The following is a 19,256-nucleotide window of genomic DNA, read 5'->3' as shown; positions in this document are numbered from 1 at the left end:
CTGGGAAACCAGAGACGACATGCACGACGCCTTCCTCCAGCTCGCCCACTGCATGACCCTCGCCCGCAAGCACCCGGCTTTCTGAAAGCACCCCTAAGAGCCCTCCCGGGTCCCGGACGTCAGGGGGTGAGCTGTTGGTGTCCGATGACGGAGAGGAGTTCGAGTTTGCTGTGGCTCTCAGTGCCGGGGCGAGTGGTCAGCACCACCAGGGTCTGGGCGCGGTTCCCGGTGAACAGGACCTGGGCGTCGACGTCGATGCGGCCGAGTTCGGGGTGAAGGATGGTCTTGCAGTCGTCATAGCGTTGGGCGACCTCCTGAAGTTCCCACACATGCGGGCGAACTCGGGGCTGTGTTCCTGGAGTCCGGCGAGGATCCGGGCGGCTCGGGGGGTGTCGCTGCCGGCTGTCAGCGCGGCCCGCAGGCGTGCTGCCTGGGCACGGCCGTGGCGTTCGTGGCTCTCCTCGGGAACCAGCAGACGTTCGGCCGGGTCCATGAACCAGCGGTAGTAGCCGCTGCGGGCCAGACCGGTGTGGCGGGTCTGGTCGCCGAGCAGCGCGACGGCCAAGGGGTTCATCGCAAGGGTGTCGAACAGGTCGGTCTGCACCAGGGCCGGGGAGTCGTCCAGGCGGTCCAGGACTCGAAGCAGCGTCGGGCTGACATGTTCGGAGCCGTGGAAGCGGGCCGGGGCGTTGTGGCCGATGAGGACGAAAAGATGGTCCCGTTCGTCCAGGGTCAGCCGCAGCGCCCGGGCGAGAGCCGCGGTGATCTGGACGGAGGGCTGCGGAGCACGCTGCTGTTCCAGCCGGGCGTAGTAGTCGGTGGACATGCCGGCTAGCTGCGCGACCTCCTCGCGGCGCAGTCCCTGCGTACGCCTGCGCGGCCCCTCGACCAGCCCGACGTCGCGGGGCCGCAGCGTCTCGCGCCGGTGCCGCAGGAAGTCCGCCAGTTCCTTCTTGTCCATGCCCCCCATCCTCGCCGCATCCCGCCCGCCTATCCAGAGACCGCTGATCCATGGCTGAGCAGTCCTGTCCCGCCCGCGCGAAGCCGCGCGTACGGCCGACGCCGAGGTCGCCCGCGGCGAGACGACCCAGTGGGTTTCTTGAGCGGCATGACTGGGAAATTCGCTGACCGCCAGCGGTGCGCCTCAGGCCGCCGGTATGGAAGACGGCCTGCGGCGACGGTCCCTCGTCGAGGACGCCCAACGCTTCAGACCGGCCCAGGGCCTCGTCGCCCGGCCCGTTCGACACGACGATGTTCGCCGTGTCAGCCGGGCGCTCGCGTGCCCCTCGGCGACGGTGTCTTCGACGTCTTCGTCCGCGTGTTCCGCGCCGGGGATGACAGGTGGGTCAGCTGCTGCTGATCATGGTGAGGACGTCGTCGTAGGAGCCGTTGGTCACCGCGTCGCGGATGAACCTGGCGCGCTCGACGACCAGCTCCTTCGCGTCGGGGTTCTCGCGCAGCAGGTCGAGGGCCTCGGTGAGGAAGTCGTCCAACGGCATGGACTGGTCGCTGTCCTGCTGGCCCAGCAGGGTCGTGCGCACGCCCGGCGGGACCACCTCGACCACCTGGACGCCGGCGTCAGCACCGGCGAGCTGGATGCGCAGGCTCTCGGAGAAGGAGTGCAGCGCGGCCTTGGTCGCGCTGTAGGTCGGCGTGATCGGGAACGGTACGAACGCCAGCGCGGAGGTGACGTTCATGACGACCGGGTCGTCCTTGCCCATCAGCAGCGGTAGGAAGGCGTACGTCATCCGGATCGTGCCGAGCAGGTTGGTCGTGACGTGATCCTCGGCGATCGGGAGTTCGGCCGGGTCGAGGAGGTTCTCCAGCAGCATGATGCCGGCGTTGTTGACCAGGACGTTCAGCCCCGGGTGGCTCGCCGCCACGGTCTCACGGGCCCGGGCGATCGAGTCGGGGTCCGCGACATCGAGGACGAGCGCGTCGATGCCCGGGTGCTCGGCCGTGATCTCGTCGAGGAGTTCCTTGCGTCGGCCGGCGACGATCACCTTGTTGCCGGCCTCGTGCAGACGCAGGGCCAGACCGAGGCCGATGCCCGAGGTGCCGCCGGTGATCAGGATCGTGTTGCCGGTCATCTTCATGGGGGTCTCGCTCCTTGGTTACGGCGGGCCGGTGAGCGCCCGGAGTTCGACCGTAGGGGCGCCCGCGCACGGGCGGGAGAGGACAGTTCATCCATGGATCGGCGGTCCCTGCCTGGTGGAGCCGCAGAAGACGCCACAGCCGGTCAGCTCCTCCCGGCCAGGCGCAGCGAGAAGCCCCGTCCCTCAGCACGGGGAGGAGTCACGGGGACGACACTGCACCTGAACTCCGCGATCTCCATGGCCAATACACAGCGGTCGAGCGACTCCCGTCGGTGGCGCCGGTCCCCCCGATCCAGGCGACGGGAATGGCCGCGAGGAACAGGTCGTATCCCTTCCCGGACGGCCGCGCATGCCCTGCGAGATGCGCGGCCCGCTCGTCGGTGGTGGTGATGACGTTGTCGCAGGACAGGGTCAGCGGGTTGTCCGGCTCCTGTTCCTTGGCTGCGGCTACCTTGTGCGGCCATGAGCGGTGTCGGCAGTCCGCTGAAGGCGCTGAGGTATTCCTTCGTGGCCCCCAATCACTGGCGTAGCCACCGCCTCAAGGAGGGCCGCACGGTTGCGCTGGACGTCCGCGCGAGGTCCACGCCCCAGCTGCCCCCTGGCGTTCACGCGCCCTCCTGCCTTGCACGACCCTGCGGCTCCTGGAAACGGAGGCTGACTCCGCATGCTGTCGAGCATAAAACGGAGGCGGCATCCCGCAAACCGTGCCCCCGCTCCGGACCGTGGCACCGCGGGTGGGAACCGCCGGTCTCCGACCCGCTCGCCGAGGTCGACGCCGCGCGAAGTGCTCGCCCTCTTCACGGCATCAGGTTCTCCGCCGGAGTCCGGCGGCGGACCACGGTCGTCGCGTTCAGGACCGGCCAGGACATTGATGCCCTGCTCCCCTCCGCCCGTGTCGCTCGCTTTCTTAGCTTCCACATCGTGCGCGGCCGACGACCGGAGCGAGGCGGTAGTTGACGCAGTGCGGCCGTCCGGACTCCGGTGCGTGATCGAGTGATGACGCGCACACTGAGCCGGGGGCTGTGTGCGCGGCGTGTTAGCGTCCGGCCGTGATTTCCCCGGCATCGCATGCTTCTGCACCCGACAGCGCAATGGTCGGCACCGGCCCGGGGGGCTGCCCCGCAGCCCCGGGCGCACGTGATCCGCTCGGCGTACTCGATCTGTTCGGCGACGGCTTCGTCCGTGACCCGTACCCCTGGCTGGCTGCCCTACGGTCCGAGTCTCCGGTGCATTACGACGCCGCCACCGGGCTGTGGCTGGTCAGCCGTTACGACGATGTGCGCCGGGTACTGCTCGACCCGGCCGTGTTCTGTCCGGACAATGCCCTGCGCGCCGTCACCCCTTTGCCGGTCGCCGTGCTGCGGGTTCTCGCCCGGGCCGGCTTCACGCTCCCACACGCGCTCGCCAACAACGGCACCCCCAGCCACCCCGGACTGCGCCGCGTGGTGACCCGGTTCTTCAACGCCGAAGGCGTCGCCGCAGCCGTACCGATGATCCGGCGCGTCGCCGAGGAGTTGCTCGACACAGCGCGCTCGGAACTCGACGCCACCGGCCGCTGCGAGCTGTTCACCTCATTCGCCCAGGTTCTGCCTTGCCGGGTGCTGATGGAACTCCTCGGAATCCACGGGGTTGCCCCTGCCACCCTGATTCGCTGGAGTGATGCCTCACTGGAGCTGTTCTGGGGCCGGCCCGCACTGGAAAGGCAACTGGAACTGGCGGAATCCGTCGGAGAGTTCCATCAGTGGCTGACCGACACGGTGCGCGGCGGCACTGCCCCGCCCAGCTCGTTCGTCGGGGCATTGGCCCGACACCGTCTGCCGGGCGGCGAGCCGCTGGACGTCGAGACCGCGGTGGCCGCCTGCTTCTTCGTTTTCATCGCGGGCCAGTCCACCACCGGGCAACTCCTCGCCACAGTGCTGCAGCGAGGGCTCACCGAGCCCGGCCTGTGGCAGCGCGTGGCTCGGCAGACGGGTCTGGCCGAGGCCTGGGTGGAGGAGGTGCTGCGGCGCGAACCGCCGGTCACCACCTGGCGCCGGATCACCGCGTGCGCGACCGAACTGGGCGGCGTGAGGCTCCCGGAGGGTGCCCAGTTGCTGCTGATGCTGATGGGCAGCGGATCCGACCCGGAGATCTTCCCCGACCCGGAGCGGATGCGTCCACACCGAACGAACATCCGCCACCACCTCGCGTTCGGTGTCGGCCGTCATCGCTGCCCGGGAGCGTCCCTGGCACGCACAGAGGCGGCCGTGGCCCTGCGGGCGGCGGCCGATCGCCTGCCGGGAGTGCGGCTGGAGCAGGGTGGGACCGAACCACCGGTGCTGGGTCTGCTGTCCTTCCGGGCACCCCTGCGCGCCACCGTCCTTGGATGAACCCGGCTGCCGCGAGGAGCTGGGAGCGCTTGTCCAGCGACATCGGCACCGTCGGGGGTGTCAGGGAATGGGAGGCGAAGGCGCGCTGACCGTGGTGATGTGGGGGCGATCGCCATCCATGGAAGTGACCACGGCGACGGGGGAGGCGACAGCGGCCGTGGCATCGCGGAACGCCTGCGGGGTCGCCGTGTCGGACGGCTGGGCGGTGGTGGGCTGCGCGGTCGTGGTCATCACCGGGCCGGCTTCGTGAGGCGCGGGTCGAGGCCGTACTGCTCGTGGGCGCCGAGGCTTGCGCGCAGGGTGGAGCCTTCGTAGTCGTCGTGGAACAGGCCGCGTGCCTGCAGGATCGGGACGACCTGGTCGACGAAGGCGTCGAAGCCGTCGTGGCAGCCGTCGACGGCGATCGAGAAGCCGTCGCAGGCCCCTTCCTCGAACCACTGCTGCATGTGGTCGGCCACGTCTGCGGCGGTGCCGGCGCCACCGGGTGGTAGTCGATGACGCCGTGGGCGAGCGCGTCGCGCAGGGTCCAGCCTTCCCGGGCCACATCGAGGGCGCGGGGGGAGCGCGGGTCGTGCGGGCTGGGCGTGGCGTCGGCGAGTTGGGTGGCGGTCAGCGGCTCGTCGAGCTGGCCGGGGCCGAGCGGGAGGCCGAGCATTGCGCCGAGGTAGCGGACGCGCTGGTTCAGTTCGACGACCTCGTCCAGGAAGCGGCGTCGCTCCAGGGCGGCCTGGCGGGAAGGGGCGATGGTCGGCATGAAGCCGGCGAGCATCTTCACCTCGTCCGGGGCGCGTCCGGCGCGCTTGGCGGCGTCCCGCAGGGCCTGGCGCTGGGCCCGGGCGTCTTCGATGGTGTACGGGTTGGCGTAGACGCCGCTGGCGTAATGGCCCGCCAGCTCCAAGCCGTAACTGCCGCCGCCCGCCTGGAAGATGACTGGTTGGCCCTGCTCGGACGGGGGGATGGGCAGCGGGCCGCGGGAGGCGGCGTGCTTGCCCTGCAGGTTGACCGGCTGGATCTTGTCCATGTCGGCGAACCGCTTGCCGTCGACGTCGAGAAGCCAGGCGTCCTTCTCCCGGCTGCCCCACAGCCCTTGCACGATCTGGATGACCTCGTGGGCACGCTCGTACTTCTCCGCGCGCGGTGGGATCGTCGCGCCGAAGTTCGCCGCGGCGGAGGGGTCGGAGGTGGTCACCGCGTTCCAGCCGGCCCGGCCGTGGCTGATCACGTCCAGGGCCTTGAACTGGCGGGCGAGATTGTAGGCCTCGGTGAACGTGGTGGAGGCGGTGGTGACCAGGCCGATCCGCTCGGTCTCGCGCGCGAGGACGGTCAGGATCAGCAGCGGGTCGATCATGTGGTGCGGGGCATGGTTCTCGAGGTCGACGTCCAGGACCGGGGTGTCCGCGATGAACAGCAGTTGGATCTTGCCGCGCTCGGCGGACTGCGCGTAACGCACGAACTGATCCATTTCCGTGTAGTTGTTCAGGTTCGCTCCCGGCAGCCGCCAGGCCCCGGGTGCGGCCCCGTAACCGCCGCTGAACTGCATGCCCAGGACCATCTGTCGGCTTGTCACGGTTGCTTCTCCAGTAGCAGGCGATGAAAAAGCGGAGAATGCCTCCGCTTACCTTCCCGAGAGCACGGAGGCCTCCTCCGAATTGTCAAAGGGGCGAGATTTTACGATCACGGGGGAGGGCGGATGGCCGGGGTGCGTACCGCAGCAGGGGGGTACAGGCTCCTGTCACTGCGGCCCAGGGGCGTCGGGGCTACAAGCCGTAGGGGCGCCTGGGCCCGGGCCGGCCGAATGCCGGCCGGCCCGGGCCCAGGCGCCGGATGGTTCCTGCGGGCGGAGGAACTACGGCCTGTCGAGGACTCCTGAGGTGTCATGCAGGACCACGCTCCGCTGCAGCGGAACCCGCTCCGTGCGGAGCGTGTTCACCGGTGCCGCGGGGTCAGCCATGCCGAAGGAGATGCCGAACAGCAGCTTGAGTTCCGCGGGGACACCCAGGAACTCGCGGACGGTGTCGGCGTAGACGCCGAGTACGGTCTGCGGGATGCCGGCCAGCCCCCGGGCCGCCAGCGAGAGCAGGAAGTTCTGCGCGTACATGCCGATGTCGCCGGCTGTCCGCACCCCGTCTCCGAGCGCCGGCATGAACAGGAAGGCGGCATGGGGAGCGCCGTAGAACTCCAGGTTCTCGCGGACCGCCGCACTCCTGCCGTCCCGGTCCGAGCGCTCGACCCCCCGGGCCTGGTAGACACTCGCGCCCAAGGCCTGCGACCGTTCGAGGTAGACGCCCTCCTCGCCGTAGCCGTCGGTGAAATCCGGGGAGGTCCGACCCTCCTCCTCGGCCCGGAGCAGCTCTTTGGCCAGGGCGTCCCGTGCCGCACCCGAGACGACGTGCACCGTCCACGGCTGGGTGTTGCTGTTCGAGGGGGCCGTCTGTGCGTCTTCCAGCACGCCGCGGATGTCCGCAGGGGACAGGGCGGTGGGCAAGAACCGCCGGGGGGAGCGTCGGGAGCGTGCGATGTCGGTGAAGGGTGATGCGGTGCCGGGCAAGGCAGTTCCTCTCCATGGCGCGCAGTCACCGCGACGGCGGCCGCCGTGCGGCGCAGTACTGCAGGCCGTGCAAGGAGGCAGCCGACGTAAGGGCAGGGTGCGGACGCACCCGGCGGGTATCGGCAGCCTTGCGGATGCTCGCAGGCAGCGGCGTGCCGAGACTGCAGGCTGCAGCGCGGGGGACTGCGCGTTCTTCGTGTTCGTGGTGTGTGTTCGTGGCGTGCCGGCGCTGCCGCTCTCGTGCCGTGGGGTGGACGAGAGCGGCGTCGGGTGGCTCAGCGGTGGGCGGCGCGGTTCATCTCGACGACGTCGTCGACGGTGGGATTGGCGCCGAGGGCGGCGAAGCGTTCCGGGAGGCTGTCGCGGATGGCGGCGTCCTTGGCGCGGTCGGCCGCGGCCAGAGCCGCCGGCAGCTCGTCGAGGGTCAGTTCGGTGCAGTAGGCGGGGCTGTTCGGCTGCTGGCGCCAGGAGTCGGCCAGTGTGCCGGTGTCGTAGGGGTCGAAGCCGGTGTCGTCCACCAGACTCATGGCCACCTTTCGTGCCTCCTCGGAGTCGCCGGCGACGGGGATGGCGAGGCGGCCGGGCGTTCCGGCCGGGACGCCCTTGGTCCGCTGGGTTTCGGCCAGCGCGGCGTTCCACGCCTTGACCACGGGGCGGCCGAGCAGCTCGGCGGTGTACACGCTCTCCACCTGGCCGTTGTCGACCGCCTCGATCGACTCGCTGAGCATGCCGGGGTAGTAGTTCGAGGTGTCGATGACCACCGTCTCGGCGGGCACCGAGGCGAACAGGTCGGCCAGCTGGCCCGCCACTCCGAAGGGGATGGCCAGGACGATGACGTCCCGGCCCTGGAGGGCGTCGGCGAGGGCCGTCGCGCGGGCCCCGGTCTCCAGTACCTCCGCCCGGACGGCCTCGGCGCCGCGGGCGTCGGCCACCTGGACGTCGTGACCGGCCGTGCTGAGCTTGGCGGCGAGGTTCCCGCCGATGGCACCGGCGCCTATGACAGTAATTTTCATGATTTGTCCCTTGGAAGGTTGCGCTGCCCCTGAGGGCGGCGCGATGTGATGGCCGGGTGGTGGTGCCGCCTGGCGTTGCGGGCGTCGGGACGGGGCTGCCTGGCGGTTTACGCCTGGGTGTCCTGCTGGCGGTAGCCGCTCGCGATCAGCATGCGGAGCCGGTCGAGGGACTCCTCCTCGGCGCCGTTGCCTTTGATCCAGGCAATGGAACAGGCCGCGAGGAACAGGTCGTTGCCCCGCGCCGACGCGCGCACGCGCCCCGCGAGCTGCGCGGCTCGCACGTACTGATCGGTGGCGGAGATGAGGATGCCGCAGGGGATGGTGAGCGGGTTGTCCGGCTCCTGCGCCCGGGCCGCGGCCATGAGCGGGTCCGGCAGCCCGCTGAAGGCGCTGAAGTACTCCTCCATCGCCCGCAGCCACTGCTCCAGCGCCTCGGCCGGGTCGCCGAGCTGATCGATGTCCGCCTGGCGGGCCACCAGCTCCTCGGAGCGCGTCTGCAGCACAGCCGCCAACAGCGCCTCCCGGGAGGGGAAGTGCCGGTACAGGGTGCCGGGCCCGACACCCGCCTCCTTGGCCACCGCCTCGAGGGAGGTACCGACCCCGTGCTGCAGGAAGTGACGCTGCGCGGTCTCCAGAAGGGCAGCGCGGTTGCGCTGAACGTCCGCGCGGGGCTTGCGTCCCCGCAGTTCACCGGCGCTCATGCGCCCTCCTGCCAGCCGTGACCCCGCGACAGCATCAAAACGGATGCTGTCTCCGTACGCCTTCGAGAGTAAAACGGAGGCTGCATCCGGTCAAACCGGCGGCCCGACCACGGAGCCCGGGCAGCGCAACGGGCCACTGATGAAGGACGGGGAGACCGTGCCTCCCGGTCCTTCGCTTCGCACCGGTCAGTCAGCGACGATGGGGAGCCGGATGTGTGACGGCCGTGTGCTGTCGTGGAAGATCCGCTGCTGGGCGACGCGCACGGTCGTCTCTTCGGTCTCCGGTTCGCCGGTGTTGAGGTTGCGGTGGCGAGGGAAGTTGCTGGAGGTCACCTGGACGCGGATGCGGTGCCCCGACCTGAACACGTTCGACGTGGACCACAGGCCGACCTCGATCTCGTCGATGCGCGACGGTTCGGTCTTCACTCGAGTGATGCCGTCGACAATGTTGCGGGACACCCCGTTCTCATCGACGTCGCACAAGCGGACCCCCCCCAGTCCGTGGACGGACCGTCCGTTGCTGCGGGAATCGCTCGGTGAGGGCCCCGAGGGCCGCGAGCATGTCGGTGGGCGGCGCGGCGCGGCCCGGACGCTTCGTCCAGGCTCAGCACGGGCGAGCCGGCCGGAGACCTTGTCGAGCGTGACGTCCTCGATGCCGCGCAGCTGTTCGACGATCTGGTCGGCGTGGGTGGTGGAGGCGGCGGCGATGGTGACGTCGATGCCGAGACGGTCGGCGTCGGATGAGATGACGTCGAGGGCGGTGACCGAGCCGCCCAAAGCCTCCATGGTTACAGTCAGTTGGGAGACCGCATCGCCTGCCGCGGGCCTTCGGGCCGAAGGGTCATCGAGTAGGAGACGCTGGGCGTTCGCGGGTAGGGGCCTCATCTGTCCTGGTGCACCGGCGGCCTGGAGGATGCCGCCGGTGGGTGACGTATGCGTCGCATCTTATAAGATATGAGAAAAGCTCCGCAGTGAAGATCACCAACGTCTATGAGGGCGTCGTTCCGATCAGCTCCTCGATCCGCAACGCCTGGATCGACTTCAGCTCCATGGACTGTTCGATCGTGGCGATCGAGAGCGACGTCATTCGGGACGGCAAGCCCGTGGTGGGCTACGGGTTCAACTCCAACGGTGAGCTGGTCCGTTGTGGGATGTCAAGGGGTGGGGAACCTCCGGAAAGGAACGGTCAGGGGGCCATGGCAGGACAGAACCTGTTCTTCAGCAAGAGCGACCTCGCCTACGCGGAACTCCGCGATCGGATCCTCTTCGGCACTCTTCCTGCCGGGTCACGGCTCGCCCAGTACGACCTCGCCGAGTCCCTCAACATGAGCATCACGCCCCTGCGCGAGGCCATCCGCCGCCTCAGCAGCGAGGGACTCGTCACCGTCGAAACCCACCGCGACGTCCGGGTCTCTGTCATGAACTCGAAGGAGGCCCGCCAGCTCTTCGAGGTCCGCCTGTCCCTGGACCCGACCGCCGCCGAACTCGCCGCCCAGCGACGGACCGACGACGACATCGCCACCATGCGGGCTGCCGTCGACAAGCTCCTCCCCGTCACCCGCCAGTGGGGGGAAGAGGCACTCACGGCCCACCGCGCCTTCCACCAGGCGCTGTACCGGGCCTCGCACAACGACGTCCTCATCCGTCTCCTGGACGACCTGTGGGACAAGTCCGACCGCTACCGGCGCCTCGGCCTCGAACTCCCGCCCGGTGACGAACCCCGCACCCGGGACCTACAGGAACACCACCAACTCGTCTCCCTCATCGTGGACGGCCGCGCCGCCGAAGCCGCCCAGCTGATGCGAGGCCACATCACTCACAGCCTCACAGCAACCGCCATCAGCGCCCTCGAAGACCGCGAGGGCATTCGCGTGACGTGACGTGACGCGCGGCGACCGGCGCCGGGTCGGACCGGAAAGACAATCTGGGCCGAACAACCCCTCGCAGCCCCAGACATCGGTCAGCTCGCGAATCCGCCGCAGAACACTTCGGTCTGACACTGCTGGGGGGGTGCCGACTCAACGGCTGCTCTTGAGTGGTCAGTTGTTGCTCATGGTCAGGCGGCCATCGAAGGCGATCTGGACAGCGTTGAGTGGGTGTCAGGGGACGGGTCAATCTGACCTTGCATCTGTGCATCGAAGTTGTCCAGTGGGGCCTCGTGTCGTAGGCAGGCGCAGCGGCTGAGACTGAGTGGCTAGTTGGCTGCTGTGCGCGACGGCAGGCCGGTGGTATCGGTCGGGCCGAATCGTGCTGGCGGCGGAATCGGACTCAGCGCGACAGGGTGGGAGCAGACCTCAACGCCCGTACCGGCGCCCAGTTGCCGCCAACCGACGCCGACAGCATGCGCTTGACGGCCTTCGCTGCCACTTAGCCTGGGCCCGCTTCCCAACGACATCGCCGTGCCCCTGGACGCCGACTACGACTCGGACAAGACACGGACCTTGCTCGAACGGCGCGTTCTGCACGGCCCGATCGCCCACGAGGGTGAAAGGCGTCGATCCAGGCGAGCCGACGCTGGCACGTCTGACGAACCCACGCCCGGCACAACGCCTTCCAGCGCCCCGCCCGCTGCTACGAACGCCGCGCTCCTGTCATCGACGCGTGACAGCCCCCGGGACACAAAGCTTGATCCGTAGAGAGGATGCCACTGCCGCAACTCCGCGGCCGGCGAACATACGTAGCAGATTGCGTAGTTCTACTGATCTCTTCAACGTCCGCTTGGGGAAGGGTCTTGATCGAGGATGAACCGTGCACGACCGGTAGAGCCACTGAGCACAGGTCGGGATGATGACGTTGCTGGAGTCTGCAGGAGACCGGGTGCGGTGGCTGGCCCGCGCCGTCACCCCGACAGGACGTAACCGGCCGGCTCGGTATGCCGCCGCTCCGGTCACCGCCTTGCTGGCGGCCGTCGCGCTGCTCACGGCCGGCTGCTCGGGCGACGGAGACGGCACCGACGCATCGGCCGCCACGCCCTCCGTGACCGGCACTGCCACTGCTGTCCCGACCACCGCTTCGGCCACGCCCTCCCCGCTTTACCCGACCAACGCCAAGGGCTGTCACCCCAACGGGGGGTGGACGACGGAACAGGTTGTGAGCTGGGTGCGAATAGAGGCCGATGTCCCCGCCGCAGGCGTCGACACCTCCAAGGACCCGGTCACGATCGACGAGAGCTTGGAGGGTTACTCCGGCCCGCTGTGCGAAACGGTCACCGTTCAGGTGGAGTTCTGGAAGCTCACCTACGGCTCGGTGGGCGTCGGAGAGTACACGACCAGCGCCACGGGGGCCCCGCCGGACTACTACTTCGACATGGACTCCGTGAAGCGGACCGAGCTGCGCGTCGACGGTCGCAAGGAGCACCTCGTGAAAACGCCGGAGAGGCTCTACGCCGGCGACCGTAGCGTCTGCGTGGGTGCCCTGGTCGCGGTGTACGTCGGCAGGCCCCTCAAGGGCAAGGAACTGCCCGAGCAGATCAGCACCGAGTCCGGGGGCCTCAACATCTCCGGCGGCAACGTGAAATTCAGGACCGAGCGGGTGGCCATGTACGAGCTGTCGCCTCCAGCGGCGCCGAACGTCTGCAGCCCCGAGGGCAAGCCCACCGCCGACCCGTACGACGTGCCCGACACCACGGGTGTGCCCGACCCGCTGTACCCGACGCCGACGTTCAGCTTCGACGTGAACGACGTCCTGCGCTCCCCGAGTTACGGAGATTGAGCATGTGGGGACCCGGCGACCGACGGGGCCGTGGGTTCACGGAATAGCTGGTGGGGGAAGGATCGACCGATTATCGGGACGGTCCGACAGGTATCTGATATAGGGAGGCTGCTATGAGTAAGCGGGAATTGGGGCCGTATCCAGGTCTGAGATATGCGCACATGGTGTCCAAGGACATCCACAGCAGCCATGTCGTCCGCCAGTTTGCGCTCCATCCGATCGACATCGAGCGGCCGGAGAAGGGCCGGCGGGTGGAGGCGCTGGAATGCGGGAGCTGCCAGAAGCCCCTGAAGTTCAAGGTGCTCAGTGTCGCGGCGACCAGGAGCCGCCGGTGGGCGTGGCTGTTGCTGGGCGTGGCCGGGGTAGCGGCGGCGCTCGGGTTCGGGGTGGCGATCTTCCAGGTCGGCGGGCAAGTGGCCGAGGAGGGGGCCTCCAACCCGGTGGGCCCGCTGGCGCTGGGCTTCCTCGCCGGGTTCCTTTCCGGGACCTTCGGCCTGAGCTACTGGAGGTACGAGGACGGGGTGCGCGGGCCCGGCTCGCCGCTGATTTCGTTCGGCGGGCACGCTCTCCGGTGGCCGCCCAGCTAGCGCGACCCCCTGGCGAGATCCCTGATCTGCGAACCAGACACCACCGCAGGACCAAGCGCTCGTTAAGCCTAGGTCATACAGTGAGTAGTCCTCAGTCCTGGGCGGGGATGTCCAGGGCGGTCCCGTACAGGCGGGAGACCCGGATCAGGATCACCACACGCCGGTCGGGCAGCGGCTGCTCGCCGGGGGCCGCCCCGTCGGCCGGGTCCACTATCTCCGCCTCGCCCTCCGCGACGGCGAACGACCAGACGTCCGGACCGCTGACGTGCAGTGAGGTGTGCGGGTCGCGGCGCAGCCGGCGGACCTTGAGGCGGTCGGCGGTGGAGGAGACGCGCAGGACGCGCTCCTCGGCGTTCCAGTCGTAGAGGACTGTGGACAGGTGCGGGTGGCCGGTGCTCCTGACGCTCGCGAGCACGCCGAACCGCTGCTGCCGCAGCAACTGGGAGAGCTCCTGGTCGGTGAGCACCCGGGGGGCCGGGCCGTCGTTCTTGGTGGTGCCGGGGGTGGTCTCGGTGGCGGTGTTCTCGCTCATGGGGATCAGCCTTTCGGCGGTCGGGGTGTGGGTGGGGAGAGGGCGGGTCAGACGGCGGTGGCGTGGGCGGGAGCCGGCGTGTCGGCGGCCGGCTCCTGGGTGTCCTGCCGCTCCGGGCGGCGCAGCATCGTGAAGGCGACGGCGAAGGCGATGACCAGAAGTCCCGCACCCACCGCGAAGGCGAGCCGGTAGCCGCCGGTCAGTGCCTCGGCCGCCGTCCGGCCCTCCACCGCGAGGCTCTCGGTGCGGGAGGCGGCCAGGGTGGACAGGACCGCGACGCCCAGAGCCATGCCGATCTGCTGGGTGGTGTTGAACAGGCCGGACGCGAGACCGGCGTCCTCCTCGCTTGCGCCGGACATGCCGAGTGTGGTCAGCGCCGGCAGCGCGAGGCCGAAACCCGCGGCGAGCAGCATGACCGGAAGGAGGTCGACGGCGTAACTGGCCTGCACGGGGACGCGGGCCAGGAGGGCGAGGACGCCGATGAGGAGCACGATGCCCGCCAGCAGGACGTTGCGCTCACCGAAGCGGGCGTTGAGATGCGCCGAGACTCCCAGGGAGACGGCACCGATGGCGGCGGCTGCCGGGAGCATCGCGAGGCCGGTCTCGGCGGCGCCGTATCCAAGCACTTTCTGGAGGTACAGGGCGACGAGGATCTGGAAGGAGAAGAGCGCGGCGACCATCAGGATCTGGACCAGGTTGGCGGCCAAGACGCTGCGCGAGCGGAAGATCCGCAGCGGCATCAGCGGGTTCTTCGCGGTGGCCTGACGGACGAGGAACGCGGCGAGCAATACGGCGGCGAGGGCGCCGAAGCCGAGGGAGCGGCCCGAGGTCCAGCCGTACTCCCCGACCTTGACGACGGTGTAGATGCCCAGCATCAGACCGGCGGTGACCAGAACCGCGCCGAAGACGTCCGCGCCCGCCTTGAGGCCCGAACCGACGCCACCGGGCAGGACGCGGACGGCGATCGCGAGGGTGGCGACGCCGATCGGCAGATTGATGAAGAAGATCCAGTGCCAGCTGAGCGCGTCGGTGAGTACGCCGCCGAGGACCTGGCCGATGGACGCGCCCGCGGCGCCGGTGAAGCTGAAGACGGCGATGGCTTTGGCGCGCTCCCTGGGCTCGGTGAACAGCGTCACAAGGATGCCCAGGCTGACGGCGGAGGCCATCGCGCTGCCGCTGCCCTGGAGGAAGCGGGCGGCGATCAGTACGGCGGGCGAGGTGGCCACGCCGGCCAGCAGCGAGGCGCCGGTGAAGACGGCGGTGCCGGCCAGGAACATGCGCCTGCGACCGATCAGGTCGCCGAGACGGCCGGCCAGCAGGAGCAGGCTGCCGAACGCGATGAGGTAGGCGTTGACGACCCAGCTGAGGCCGGTGGGGGTGAATCCCAGGTCGTTCTGGATGGCCGGCATCGCCACGGTCACGATGGAGCCGTCCAGGATGATCATCAGCATCCCGCTGGCGATGACTCCAAGGGCGAGCCGGCGTGAGCGCTGGGCGGCGGGAGAAGCGGGCGACGGCGCGGAGTCGGATGCGTCAGACATGCGGTCTCTCCTGTCAGTTGGGGCGACAGGAGAGACCGTAGCAGATGGTTTTGTTGCAGACTATTTTTTTCGGACTTACCTTGGTCTGCTTCCCCGTCTATCTGGACTGGCGCGCCCGGCGGGCGGTGCGCGGGGCCTCGACGGGGGTTGCCAAACTGTCGTCGACCAGGTGATTCAGGGCCCGCAGGAGGGCCTCCCTGTCCCCCTCGGGAAGCGTCGTCAGGGCGTCGCGATGCACGCGGTCGACGATCTTCTGACTCTGTCCGGCGATACGGGCGCCCTCATCGGTGACAGCGATGATCCTGGCCCGCCGGTCCGTACTTGAGGGGCGGCGCTCGGCCAGACCTGCCTTCTCCAAGGCGTCCACCGTCACCACCATCGTGGTCTTGTCCATGTCCCCGATTTCGGCGAGCTGGATCTGGGTGCGCTCCTCCTCCAGGGCATGGACGAGCACGCAGTGCATGCGGGCCGTCAGGCCGATCTCGGCGAGGGCGGCGGACATCTTGCTCCGCAGGACGTGACTGGTGTGGTCGAGGAGGAACGACAAGTCCGGTTCGGTGCGGGCGGGCGTCATGGCGGTCATGCCTGCCAGCCTAAAGCAAATCGATCCGAGGCGGATTATCCAGAAGAGACCTTAATGTAATCGCTGGTCACAGGGTCCGACAGCTTGGACCCGATGCCGTGATGGAGGACCTGCCCCGTTCACGTCCCCGCGCGCTGAACAAGGAGTCCTCGTGCCCCGTCACCGGAGTCGCAGGACGCCAGGAGCGCGATAGTTGAAGATCTCGACCAGCCAGTCAAGGACAGTGGTTCGAGGGTTACCCGTCCCGCGCTGATCGACGCCCGCCCGCTCGGGCCGGCGGCTCGCCGTCGACGCGTAGCCGTCGACGCGGTGTGAGATCGAGGACACGAAGCCACAGGTTGTCAGTGGAGTACGACAGGATATGCGGGGCTACCAACTGTCGCGGGGGCGTGAGGGTATGACGAGGGAACGGACACCGCTGGTCGGCAGAGAGGCGGAACTCGCGCGGCTCGACCGGCTGCTGGCGGAACTGGTGGGGGACGTGCCCGGCCGCCCGGCGGTGCTGGACGTCGGCGGTGAGGCGGGCATCGGCAAGAGCCGGCTGGTCCACGAGCTGTGCCTGGCCGCGACGCGGCGTGGGGCGGCGGTGCTGCGCGGCCGGGCGACGGAGTACGAACGTCACATCCCGTTCCAGCCGTTCACCGACGCCTTCTCCGACCTCGCCCCGGAGGCCGTCGAATCCTTCCCGGAGGCTGCCGAGGTCGCCCCGGTGCTGAGCGGCGCTCCCCGCAGCACGGACCGCTTCCACCTGCACCGGGCCACAGCCGCCCTGCTGACCCACGCCGCGGCGTCTGGGCTGGTCGTGGTCCTGGACGACATGCACTGGGCGGACGCCGCGTCGCTGGAACTCCTCGACCATCTCGTACGGCACCCCGTGCGCGCCCGCGTCCTGCTGGTCCTCGCCCGCCGCGACCGACAGAGCCCCGCGCCGCTTGCCGCGACCCTCACCCGCGGCACGGAGACCGGCACGGTACGGCGGACGGTCCTCGGCCCGCTCGGCGAGCGGGACTGCGTCGAACTGCTCACCCCTGACCTGGCCCGCGACCAGGCCGTACGGCTCTTCACAGCGAGCGAGGGCAACCCGCTGTACCTGCTGACCCTGCTCCAGGCGCACCGCGAGGGCGCGTCGGTGAGCCGACTGTCCACGACCGGCCTCGGGGCACTGCTGCTCGACGAGCTGACCCCGCTGACGCCGTCGCAGGGCCGGCTCGTCCAAGTCGTGGCAGCTCTGGGCGACCACGCCACGCCCGCGCTGCTCGGCCCGGTGACCGGCCACGAGCCGGGGCAACTGGCCGACGACCTCGCCGTACTGACCCGGCGCGACCTGCTGCGCACCGGCACACACGGGCGGATCGCGCTGCGTCACCCCGTGCTGCGCAGCCTCGTCCGCGACGGCACCGACCCCTGGCAGCGCACGGAGATCCACCGGCTCGTCGGCGCCGAACTCGCCCGTACCGGCGCCCCGTTGGCCGGGCGGGCGCACCACGCCGAGCAGTCGCTGTCCGGCTGGGACCCGCGGGCGGCGGCGGTGCTGGACGAGGCCGCCGAGCAGGCCGCGCAGACGGCGCCCGCGAGCAGCGCGCACTGGCTTGAGGTGGTGCTGCGGCACCTTCCGCACAGGCCGGAACACGCGGCCAGACGGCGCGAGTTGATGCTGCGGCGGGCCCGGGCGCTGGGCGTCGGCGGCCGGCTCCGGGAGAGCCGGGACCTGTTGCACCAGGTGATCGCCCTGCCCGACCCGGGCGACGGCACGGGGTCGCGGGCGTCAGCTGTCGTGCTGTGCGCCGTCATGGAGCGCCATCTGGGGCGCTACTCGGAGGCGGTCGCCCTGCTCCGCCGCGAGTTGCACCGCACTGATCCAGCGCCGTCGCTTGCCGACCAGGTGGCGCTGGGCCTGGAGCTGGGCTCCTCGGCCCCGCACGACACTTCGTACCAGGCGGTGCGCTCCGAGGTGGCACACACCCTGGAGGTGGCCCGCTCCCTCGGGGACGAGACGGGGGTGGCGGGTGCGCTGAGCGTCGCGGCGCTGGGGGAGGCGTACGAGGGGGAGACGGCCGCGGCGGACGACTTCACCCGCCGGGCGGCGGCCCTCGTGGACTCGCTGCCGGACGGCGATCTGACCGGCCTGTGCGAGCCGCTGGTACGGCTGGCCTGGGCGGAGGCGTTCCTGGAGCGCTTCGCCGACGCCGAGCGGCACGCCGATCGCGGCCTGGCCATAGCCCGCCGCACCGGCCAGATCTACCTCCTGCCCCATCTTCTCCTGTGCAAGACACACGTGCGCACTCAGACCTGCCAGCTCGCGTCGGCGGTGGAACTGTCCGAGGAGGCCGAGGACATCGCCCGCGGCATCGGCAGTGACGAACTGCTCGCCTTCGTCCTCGCCACCAGGGCCCACGCCCTGGTCGACGCCTGCCCACCCGGCGATCCGCGGCCACTGGCCACCGCCGAGGAGGCGGTGGCCGCGGCGGGTCTGGGCGTCAACTGGTGGGCTTCCATCGCTTGGTGTGTACTCGGCTACGCGGCGCTCACTGCCGGCGACCCCGCTCGTGCCCGGGAGGCGGTCCTGCGTGCCGGCGGCCCCGGCCTGCGGCGGATGCAGCCCTCCATGCGTCCGCTGTTCCTGGAGGTCCTGGTGACCGCCGCCGTCACCATGGGTGACCTGGACGCGGCGAAGGACTGGGCCGAGCGGGCCCACGAGGAGGCCGAGCGGCTCGATCTGCCCGTACAGCGCGCCTCTGCCATGCGCAGCGCCGCGCAGATACGCCTCGGTCTCGGTGACGACAAGGCGGCGGCGGACCTGTTCGTGGCGGCGGCCGACGAGAGCGCCCGCAGCGGAGGGGTGTTCTGGGAGGCGTTCTCCCTGCTCTTCGGCGCCTCCCTGATGGCGGCGGACCCGGGCGATTCGCGGCGCGGGCAGGCGGCCTGGCACCGGGGGCGGCGGCTCGCCATGGCCGGCGGCTGCGGGATGCTGACCGGTCTTGCCGAGGCGGTTGGCCCGGCGGTGGCCGCCGCCGCTGACGGGCCCGAGCGCCGCCTCGCAGAACTGACCGCCCGCGAAAGGGAGATCGCCGACCTCGTCGCCGACGGCCTCACCAGCCCGGCGATCGCCGAACGACTCTGCCTGAGCCGTCGCACGGTCGAGACCCACATCTCCCGGGTCTACCGCAAGACGGGAGTCTCATCGCGGGCAGCTCTGGCGGGCCTGATGGCGGGGCGCACGCCGAGGCCTTCCTTGGGAGGATGAGCCACGCACGGTTCGAGCCGCGGATACCGGGGGTCCTGAGCATCAGCCACACGTCACAAGTCAGCAAGCCACGAGGCGCGAAACTGTGTGAGCGAGCGGTGGTGCTGGTGCACTCGAGATGCTCCGGTACGGGGGTGCGGTCGGCTCCGCTGCCGGACGTGGAAGGCGGGTTCGGCGCTCGCCGCCATGCCCGCGCCCCGGACCGCCCGGGCTCAGCCCAGCGTGTCCACAGGGCGGTGACATAGGCATCAGGCCGCTCCTCCACGGCTCGCCTCGTCAAATCACGAGGGCTGCGACGGTGGCGGTGCCGAGGAAGACGTAGCCGCGTTTG

The 19,256-nt window shown here is 69.9% G+C and carries 14 protein-coding genes and 4 pseudogenes; 6 read left to right on the top strand and 12 right to left on the bottom strand.

Annotated features, from left to right (window positions below):
* Window positions 1-119: 119 nt before the first annotated feature.
* Both KUM49_RS34890 and KUM49_RS34885 read right to left on the bottom strand, forming a co-directional pair.
* A pseudogene (locus KUM49_RS34890) lies at window positions 120-961 on the bottom strand (helix-turn-helix transcriptional regulator).
* Window positions 962-1,346: 385 nt separating this feature from the next.
* On the bottom strand, window positions 1,347-2,096 hold the full coding sequence (locus KUM49_RS34885; RefSeq protein ID WP_217240962.1) for an SDR family oxidoreductase: 750 nt from the start codon (window positions 2,094-2,096) through the stop codon (window positions 1,347-1,349).
* Between the two features lie 1,049 nt (window positions 2,097-3,145).
* On the opposite strand from KUM49_RS34885, the gene KUM49_RS34880 reads away from it, so the two are divergent.
* Complete coding sequence (locus KUM49_RS34880; RefSeq protein ID WP_308406901.1) at window positions 3,146-4,465, top strand: cytochrome P450; 1,320 nt, start codon at window positions 3,146-3,148, stop codon at window positions 4,463-4,465.
* Window positions 4,466-4,695: 230 nt separating this feature from the next.
* Here KUM49_RS34880 and KUM49_RS34875 read toward each other — a convergent pair whose 3' ends face one another.
* The 7 genes and pseudogenes from KUM49_RS34875 to KUM49_RS34845 form a co-directional block, all read right to left on the bottom strand.
* Entirely contained in the window at window positions 4,696-4,923 is a 228-nt protein-coding gene (locus tag KUM49_RS34875) for a hypothetical protein (protein WP_217240976.1), read from the bottom strand.
* A 104-nt stretch (window positions 4,924-5,027) separates the two neighbouring features.
* Window positions 5,028-6,005 (bottom strand): annotated as a pseudogene (locus KUM49_RS50865) (NtaA/DmoA family FMN-dependent monooxygenase); the annotation flags it as partial.
* A gap of 306 nt (window positions 6,006-6,311) precedes the next feature.
* Window positions 6,312-7,013: a nitroreductase family protein gene (locus KUM49_RS34865; protein WP_217240961.1), complete on the bottom strand. Its 702-nt coding sequence runs from the start codon at window positions 7,011-7,013 to the stop codon at window positions 6,312-6,314.
* Window positions 7,014-7,288: 275 nt separating this feature from the next.
* A complete protein-coding gene (locus KUM49_RS34860) occupies window positions 7,289-8,026 on the bottom strand; it encodes an NADPH-dependent F420 reductase (RefSeq protein WP_217240960.1) in 738 nt (245 codons plus the stop codon).
* Window positions 8,027-8,133: 107 nt separating this feature from the next.
* Window positions 8,134-8,727, bottom strand: a complete 594-nt coding sequence (locus tag KUM49_RS34855) for a TetR/AcrR family transcriptional regulator (RefSeq protein WP_217240959.1) — start codon at window positions 8,725-8,727, stop codon at window positions 8,134-8,136.
* Window positions 8,728-8,913: 186 nt separating this feature from the next.
* Window positions 8,914-9,186, bottom strand: coding sequence for a CocE/NonD family hydrolase C-terminal non-catalytic domain-containing protein (locus tag KUM49_RS34850; protein ID WP_308406904.1), 273 nt, complete (start codon window positions 9,184-9,186; stop codon window positions 8,914-8,916).
* Between the two features lie 108 nt (window positions 9,187-9,294).
* Window positions 9,295-9,572 (bottom strand): annotated as a pseudogene (locus KUM49_RS34845) (NAD-dependent malic enzyme); the annotation flags it as partial.
* Window positions 9,573-9,923: 351 nt separating this feature from the next.
* Here KUM49_RS34845 and KUM49_RS34840 point away from each other — a divergent pair.
* The 4 genes and pseudogenes from KUM49_RS34840 to KUM49_RS34830 all read left to right on the top strand — a co-directional run bounded on the left by KUM49_RS34840 (window position 9,924) and on the right by KUM49_RS34830 (window position 13,025).
* Window positions 9,924-10,607, top strand: a complete 684-nt coding sequence (locus KUM49_RS34840; RefSeq protein WP_217240958.1) for a GntR family transcriptional regulator — start codon at window positions 9,924-9,926, stop codon at window positions 10,605-10,607.
* A 474-nt stretch (window positions 10,608-11,081) separates the two neighbouring features.
* Window positions 11,082-11,329: pseudogene (locus KUM49_RS48980) on the top strand (IS5/IS1182 family transposase); the annotation flags it as partial.
* Window positions 11,330-11,514: 185 nt separating this feature from the next.
* Window positions 11,515-12,438: a hypothetical protein gene (locus KUM49_RS34835; RefSeq protein WP_217240957.1), complete on the top strand. Its 924-nt coding sequence runs from the start codon at window positions 11,515-11,517 to the stop codon at window positions 12,436-12,438.
* A gap of 113 nt (window positions 12,439-12,551) precedes the next feature.
* Entirely contained in the window at window positions 12,552-13,025 is a 474-nt protein-coding gene (locus KUM49_RS34830; RefSeq protein ID WP_217240956.1) for a hypothetical protein, read from the top strand.
* A 91-nt stretch (window positions 13,026-13,116) separates the two neighbouring features.
* On the opposite strand, the gene KUM49_RS34825 is transcribed toward KUM49_RS34830, so the two are convergent.
* The 3 genes from KUM49_RS34825 to KUM49_RS34815 all read right to left on the bottom strand — a co-directional run bounded on the left by KUM49_RS34825 (window position 13,117) and on the right by KUM49_RS34815 (window position 15,681).
* Window positions 13,117-13,557 (bottom strand): pyridoxamine 5'-phosphate oxidase family protein, encoded by a 441-nt coding sequence (locus KUM49_RS34825; RefSeq protein ID WP_217240955.1) that lies wholly within the window; start codon window positions 13,555-13,557, stop codon window positions 13,117-13,119.
* Window positions 13,558-13,604: 47 nt separating this feature from the next.
* Entirely contained in the window at window positions 13,605-15,098 is a 1,494-nt protein-coding gene (locus KUM49_RS34820; RefSeq protein ID WP_217240954.1) for an MFS transporter, read from the bottom strand.
* A gap of 97 nt (window positions 15,099-15,195) precedes the next feature.
* Window positions 15,196-15,681, bottom strand: a complete 486-nt coding sequence (locus tag KUM49_RS34815) for a MarR family winged helix-turn-helix transcriptional regulator (RefSeq protein ID WP_217240953.1) — start codon at window positions 15,679-15,681, stop codon at window positions 15,196-15,198.
* Window positions 15,682-16,078: 397 nt separating this feature from the next.
* On the opposite strand from KUM49_RS34815, the gene KUM49_RS34810 reads away from it, so the two are divergent.
* The gene (locus KUM49_RS34810) at window positions 16,079-18,925 is read left to right on the top strand and encodes a helix-turn-helix transcriptional regulator (protein WP_217240952.1); all 2,847 of its coding nucleotides are present in this window, start codon (window positions 16,079-16,081) and stop codon (window positions 18,923-18,925) included.
* The last annotated feature ends 331 nt before the right edge of the window (window positions 18,926-19,256 follow it).

The organism is Streptomyces sp. AC555_RSS877, assembly GCF_019049245.1.
GTDB lineage: Bacteria > Actinomycetota > Actinomycetes > Streptomycetales > Streptomycetaceae > Streptomyces.
This window is presented reverse-complemented; position numbering and strand designations above follow the sequence as displayed.